Below are 6604 nucleotides of genomic sequence, written 5' to 3'. Positions count from 1 at the left end.
CACTGCGCGTTCGCGCACCTCTGCGGAAAACTTCGTTGCATTGTTCATGGCTCAATCCTCTCAAAGATTTGAGCCTCCTCGGAAACCGGGGCGGTTCAAACGTTGGCATCGAGACTCATCGGAGTCGGGCTCATCCGTATGCTCCCTGTCTGAAGCCATGCGAAGCTCGACTCAGCCATAACCAATTCTGGCAGGCTGGGCTGCTCGGCGAAGTCCGATGGATGGACATGCGGCGGCGCTTGTGATACTGTATATAAATACATTATTCATGCCGAAGATGTCTCCGCTTCGTTCCTGTTCCTCACCGGTCGCTGCCAACGAATGCGGCAAGTCGGCGCCACCGCTGCCTCCCGCCGTGGCCCGGGCCGTGTGGCGCGGTGATGAATTGGGCCATCGCATGGCAGGCACCAGACCCACGGGGTGGGCGGCATTGGACGCCGAACTTCCCGCAGGGGGATGGCCTCAGCAGGCGGTCATCGAGGTACTGGCAACCCAGCCTGCGGTACTCGAATGGCGCCTGTTGGCGCCTGCGCTACGCCCCGTGGTCGAGGCCGGCGGGCAGGTTGTCGTCATCGGTCCACCCCGGCATCCGCATCTGCCAGGCCTGCAGCAAGTGGGCCTGAGCGAGAGGCAGTTCATCTGGATTCAAGCAGACCTGCCGGCGGAGCGCCTGTGGACTACCGAGCAGCTCATCAAGTCGAATGCGGCCGGCGCCATACTCTCGTGGCTGCCCAAGGCGCGCCCCGAGCAGCTGCGGCGCCTGCAGGTCTGCGCACAGGCTTGCGACGCCCTGGTATTCCTTTGCAGGCCCGAGGCCGCCCGCCATGAGTCCTCCGCATCCCCATTGCGGATTTACGCATCGGTGGGAGTGGACTGGGAATTGAACGTGCGTATCCTGAAACGGCGAGGCCCATCGCACGAAGACGTACTGACCTTGCCCTCAGTGCCGGGCGGTCTCGTTTCGGTGCTGACCCCGCGGCTGCGTCACCCCAGCCGTCTGATTCTCCGAGAGGCCGCCGATGTTGTGGGCAGCCCTGTTGGTACCCCCCAGCACAGACAGCAAGCGGCCGCCTGATGACCAACTGCGCGGACTCTCGATTTGGGCGCTGCAGTTCACGCCGCGCACCGCCATCGTGGAAGACGCCGTGGTCATGGAGGTGGAGGCCAGCACGCGGCTCTTTGGCGGCAGACGTGCGCTGCGAGACCGAATTCTGCGGGAGGGCGCGGACCTAGGCATTTCCAGCATCGCCTGGGCCCCAACGAGTCTGGCGGCAATCGCCTTTGCGCGGGCAGGCAGAGAGAACGGCGTGCGGGGTGCCCTCACAACCTTGCTGGATGCGCTGCCGATGGTGACGCTGGCGGCCGTACAGCCTCACGTCACAACGCTCTCCCAACTGGGCTGTCGTACCTTGGGTGATGTCCGAGGCTTGCCGCGAGGTGGCATCAGTCGTCGCTTCGACAAACAACTACTGGTCGCGCTCGACCAGGCCTATGGCCTCCGCCCGGAGGCACATGTCTGGGTCAAACTTCCCGAGACGTTTAAAGCGCGTCTTGAGCTGATGTCGCGCGTCGAGTCGGCCCCCGTACTGCTGTTTGGCGCCCGCCGTCTTGTCGTGCAATTGTGTGGCTGGCTGGCAGCACGGCACATCGGCACGACGGCATTCCTGCTGCGATGGATGCACGATGCCATGCGCCCGCGAGACACCAGTGAAAGCGGCGAAATCACCATCCGCACGGCTGCCCCGATGCGTGACGTCGAGCACCTGTGTCGCCTGCTTGCCGAGAATCTCGCCAAGGTCAAACTTCAAGCCCCTGCGGGGGACATCGAGCTCGAAGTGCTGGAGGTGCATCCGATGCAGGAGCTGAGCACCTCATTCCTGCCCGATGTCACTCGACAGGACGAGTCACTGACTCTGGTGTTGGAGCGCATCGCCGCACGGCTGGGCCCGGAGCGGGTGCTTCGGCCGGTCGTCGTCGAGGACCATCGTCTGGAATGGATGCAGCACTGGCAGCCTGCGCCGATGCCGTTGCAAACCAAGCGAGCTCGGCACAGCCGTTTTCCGCAGCCAACGTTTGTGCTGTCCCAACCGTTGCGCCTGGCGATGCACGGTGACAGGCCGATGTATCAGGGAACATTGCAGCTGCTCACGGGGCCGCACCGGGTCGAAGGCGGCTGGTGGCACCGGGTCACGGATGGCGATGCCCAAGAGACCCGCAACGTGGTTCGAGACTACTGGGTGGCGCTGAGCTCCCATTGCGGCGTCCTCTGGGTGTTCCAGGAGCGGTTGGCCAAGGAGCAGACCGCTTGGTATCTCCACGGAGCCTTCGCATGAGCGTCGACCCACGCGAAGGCATTCCGGCCTACGCCGAGCTGAGGTGCCTGACCAATTACAGCTTCCTGAAGGGTGCCAGCTGGCCCGAGGAATTGGTTGAACGCGCCAAAGCGCTTGGCTACACCGCGTTGGCCATCGTCGACGAGTGCTCTATGGCTGGCGTGGTCCGCGCCCATGTCGCAGGCAAAGAACATGAACTGAAGCTCCTGTACGGCAGCCAGTTCGCAGTGAACGGTGCCACGCCGTTCACGCTCGTCGTCCTCGCCTGCAACCTCAACGGTTACGGCAACCTCTGCGAGTTCATCACCGGCCTGCGCCGCAAGTCTGCGAAAGGCAGCTATCAGCTTGCCATCGATGACATCTACCCCGAGGCACTGGCCGATTGCGTGGTTCTGGTGTCCCCAGACAGGGAGGCCACCGACCCGCATCTGGAGACCGTGGCACGGTGGCTGCTGACGCACTTCATCGGCCGGTGCTGGCTTGGGGTAGAGCTCTACCGCGTGCTCGACGACGAGATGTGGCTGTATCGACTGCGCCAAGTCAGCGCGATGACGGCCATTCCGCTCGTTGCCTCGGGTGATGTACGCATGCACGTGCGTTCGCGCAAACCGTTGCATGATGTGATGGCTGCCACGCGCGTTGGTCGGCCGCTGACCGACTGTGGCCTGGACCTGGAGCAGAACACAGAGCAGCATCTGCGCAGCCGCCTGCTTCTCGCCCAACGCTTTCCGGCCGACTTGCTGGCCGAGACCCTGAACGTTGCCGCCCGTTGTCAGTTCTCACTGGACGAACTGCGTTACCAGTATCCCGACGAGGTCGTTCCGGACGGGGAAACGCCCACGACGTACTTGCGCCGCCTGACCTATGAGGGGGCCGGGCGAAGGTGGCCTCAAGGAATTCCGGCAAAGGTGCAGGCGCAAATCGAACACGAGCTCGAGCTCATCCGGGACCTTCAGTATGAGCACTACTTTCTGACGGTCGCCGACATCGTTCGCTACGCGCAATCGCAGCATATTCTTTGTCAAGGCCGTGGCAGTGCGGTCAACAGCGTCGTGTGCTACTGCATCGGCGTGACGGAGGTTGACCCGGCGCGCATGAACGTCTTGTTTGAGCGATTCATCAGCCGCGAGCGCAACGAGCCGCCCGACATCGACGTTGACTTCGAACACCAGCGGCGCGAGGAGGTCATCCAGTACCTGTATCGCAAGTACGGCAGAGACCGCGCTGCGCTGACGTCGGTGGTCATCTCCTACCGCTCCAAGTCGGCGTTTCGGGACGTCGGCAAGGCGCTGGGCTTTGAGCCCGCGCAGCTGGACGCGCTGTCGCACAACCTGATGTGGTGGGATGGCAGCGATGCCATGTTGCAGCGCGTGGCCGAGACGGGACTCGACCCCAACGACCTGGCAGTAAAGCAGCTGCTGACGCTGACAGGCCAGCTCATCGGGATGCCGCGCCACTTGTCGCAGCACCCGGGTGGGTTTGTGCTCACGAAGGAGCCCCTGACCCGCATCGTGCCGGTGGAAAACGCCGCGATGCAAGACCGGACTATCGTGGAATGGGACAAGGACGACCTGGACGCCCTGGGTCTGCTCAAGGTTGACGTGCTCGCGCTCGGCATGCTGTCCGCCATTCGGCGCGCCCTGGAGTTCGTCGGCTTGCGCAAGGGCTATGACTTCTCGATGCAAGACATCCCGGCGGAAGACCCGAGCACGTACGAGATGATTTCGCGGGCGGACACCGTTGGGGTGTTCCAGATTGAGAGCCGGGCGCAGATGTCGATGCTCCCGCGGCTGAGACCACGATGCTTCTATGACCTCGTCATTGAAGTTGCCATCGTCCGACCAGGGCCCATCCAGGGCCAGATGGTCCATCCATACCTGAACCGTCGGCAGGGCAGGGAGGCAGTCGAGTTTCCAAGTGAGGCGTTGCGGGCGGCTCTGGGCAGAACCCTGGGCGTGCCGATTTTTCAGGAGCAGGTGATGCAGGTGGCCATGTTGGCTGCGGGCTTCACCGCTGGCGAAGCCGACCAGTTACGCCGCTCCATGGCCGCGTGGAAACGCAAGGGGGGGCTGCAGAAGTACTACGACAAGATTGTCAACGGCATGACCTCCCGTGGCTACGAGCAAGCGTTCGCGAAGCAAATCTTCGAGCAAATCAAGGGCTTCAGCGAGTACGGCTTTCCGGAGAGCCATGCGGCCAGCTTTGCCTTGCTGGTCTATGCATCGTGCTGGCTGAAGTGCCATCACCCTGCTGAATTCCTGGCAGCCATGCTGAATTCGCAGCCGCTGGGTTTTTACTCGCCGTCGCAGCTGGTTCAGGACGCACAAAGGCATGACGTCATCGTCAGGCCGGTGGATGTCATGCACAGCGATTGGGACTCTTGCCTGGAGGATTTGCCGGAACCTCCTGTGGTGCGGCTGGGACTCAGCTTGGTGAAAGGGCTCAAGAAAGCATCGGCCCTGCGCATCATGGCAGCGCGTGCCGAGGCCCCGTTCGACGACCCGGAAGACTTGGCCAGGCGCGCGGAGATGGACCAGCATGAGATGCAGTTGCTGGCCGGCGCCGATGCACTCAAGAGCCTGTCGGGCCACCGGCGGCAACAGGTTTGGCAAGCCTCAGCGCTGCAGCGGCCGCCCAGGCTGCTGCAGGCTGCACCAGTCGACGAGGACTTCCTTGAACTGTTACCCGCGTTAGAGGGCGAGGAAGTCGTGCACGACTACAACACGGTCGGCCTGACGCTGCGCAGCCATCCCTTGGCCCTTCTTCGGTTCGCCCTTGACAGACACAGACTGGTAACTGCGTCGGCACTTGAACAGGCGCCCGATGGACGGTTTGTACGCTACGCAGGCATCGTGACGGTTCGGCAGCAGCCTGCAACGGCCAACGGCGTCCTCTTCCTCAGCCTGGAGGACGAAACGGGAAACGTGCAGGTCATCGTCTGGAAATCGCTCAAGGAAAAGCAGCGAGTGGTGCTGTTGCGTGCCCGGTTGCTCGCTGTTTACGGAAGATGGCAACGCGAGGGAGATGTGAAGAACCTCATTGCGCATCGGGTGGCAGACTTGACCCCGATGCTGGGGGAGCTGGCGACCGCGTCGAGGGATTTTCATTGACCGCAAGGAAGACCGAGGAAGCGCTGTGCAACGAGGGTTTCCAGCACGTAGGTTGGCCGCAGTATTTACGATACGCGCTGCTGCCCTTTACTGCTGGCGTTCACCCTCAATCGAACGGCGTCCCCGCCCGCCAGCGGGGATTTTTTTGACGAGGGAATTCCCTCGTACCTCACGCCGCTTCCTTAACGCTCACCGTGGGCTCTGCGACTCGGCGAATAAGTTTTGCTATCTCACTGCATCGCCACCCGACGCGTCGCGGCGAGAGCTTCAGCGGCGCCGGGTATTCACCGCTCTTCACGCCGGCATACCACGTGGAGCGGCTTACGGGGTAAATTTCGAGGACTTTCTTCAGCGGCAGGATTGAGTCAATATCATTCGTCATTCGGGTCTATCCGTGTTTGAGTGCGTCCACAGCGGTGCACCTGAACACGTCTAGGACCGTGTTTTAAACATTTCCGCCTACAGCGCGACGGCCTCCAGCGCTGCCGCTGCCACGTTGCCGCGCAGGTGGCCGTAGTGCTGCTCAATCATCCGCAGGCTCGTGCCGCTGATTTGCGCGACGGTCAACAGGTCAGCGCCCGCATGAACGAGGTCAGTAATCACGCTGTGCCGTAGGGTGTACAAGCTGCAACCGTCAGGCATGCCGGCAGTAACAGCTGCGTCTCTCACTGGCCCGCGCCACTTGTATTTCTCCCACTGCGCGCAGTCGTCTCGGGTGAACATAAATGCGTCGGGCAACTTGCCTCTGCTCGCGTCGGCGAATATCTGCGCGGTCGTGGCAGGCAGGGAGATGCGCCGGCCCGCGTTCGCCTTGTCCGACTCCACGGTGAGCGTCTTCAATTTGCGGTTGTAGTCGCCAACGGTGAGCGCGGCCATGGCGCCAGGGCGTAGCGGCAGCGTCGCCAGCGCCTTCATGAACGCGGCCACGTCGGGCGCCGCCGCTTGGATAAATGCCGCTCGCTGGCTCCGGTCTAGGTACAGGTCGCGGCTGCGGTCTGCGTTCTTCACTGGTTTGAGCACCGCCGACCACGCTGCGTCAGTCGAGACAATCTGGTTCTCGCGCTGAATCGTCCCAGGTTTCGAGGAGGCTACGTGGTTAAAGTGGCTGCCTCTTCCGAAGCGTGTTTGATTGCCAAGTTACTGAAGTATTTTGCTTCAGCT

The 6604-nt window shown here is 62.5% G+C and carries 5 protein-coding genes; 3 read left to right on the top strand and 2 right to left on the bottom strand.

The annotated features are described in order from the left end of the window. The first annotated feature begins 355 nt into the window (after positions 1-355). Genes imuA through ABS45_RS17300 form a run of 3 tightly spaced genes read left to right on the top strand, consistent with a single transcriptional unit; the run spans position 356 to position 5443 of the window. Positions 356-1075 carry a translesion DNA synthesis-associated protein ImuA gene (imuA, locus tag ABS45_RS17310; RefSeq protein WP_291558163.1) on the top strand — a complete coding sequence of 240 codons (720 nt, stop codon included), beginning with the start codon at positions 356-358 and terminating at the stop codon, positions 1073-1075. Further along, positions 1020-2333: a DNA polymerase Y family protein gene (locus ABS45_RS17305; RefSeq protein ID WP_291558160.1), complete on the top strand. Its 1314-nt coding sequence runs from the start codon at positions 1020-1022 to the stop codon at positions 2331-2333. The genes imuA and ABS45_RS17305 overlap by 56 nt, the downstream gene beginning before the upstream one ends. After that, positions 2330-5443, top strand: coding sequence for an error-prone DNA polymerase (locus ABS45_RS17300; RefSeq protein WP_291558157.1), 3114 nt, complete (start codon positions 2330-2332; stop codon positions 5441-5443). Before ABS45_RS17305 ends, ABS45_RS17300 begins: the two co-directional genes overlap by 4 nt. A gap of 169 nt (positions 5444-5612) precedes the next feature. Here the strand turns inward: ABS45_RS17300 and ABS45_RS17295 are convergent, their stop codons facing one another. Further along, a complete protein-coding gene (locus tag ABS45_RS17295) occupies positions 5613-5825 on the bottom strand; it encodes an AlpA family phage regulatory protein (protein WP_291558154.1) in 213 nt (70 codons plus the stop codon). Between the two features lie 77 nt (positions 5826-5902). Beyond that, on the bottom strand, positions 5903-6451 hold the full coding sequence (locus ABS45_RS17290; protein ID WP_291558152.1) for a tyrosine-type recombinase/integrase: 549 nt from the start codon (positions 6449-6451) through the stop codon (positions 5903-5905). Positions 6452-6604 lie beyond the last annotated feature (153 nt).

The organism is Comamonas sp. SCN 65-56, from assembly GCF_001724135.1.
In the GTDB taxonomy this organism is placed as follows: Bacteria; Pseudomonadota; Gammaproteobacteria; order Burkholderiales; family Burkholderiaceae_C; genus Comamonas_C.
This window is presented reverse-complemented; position numbering and strand designations above follow the sequence as displayed.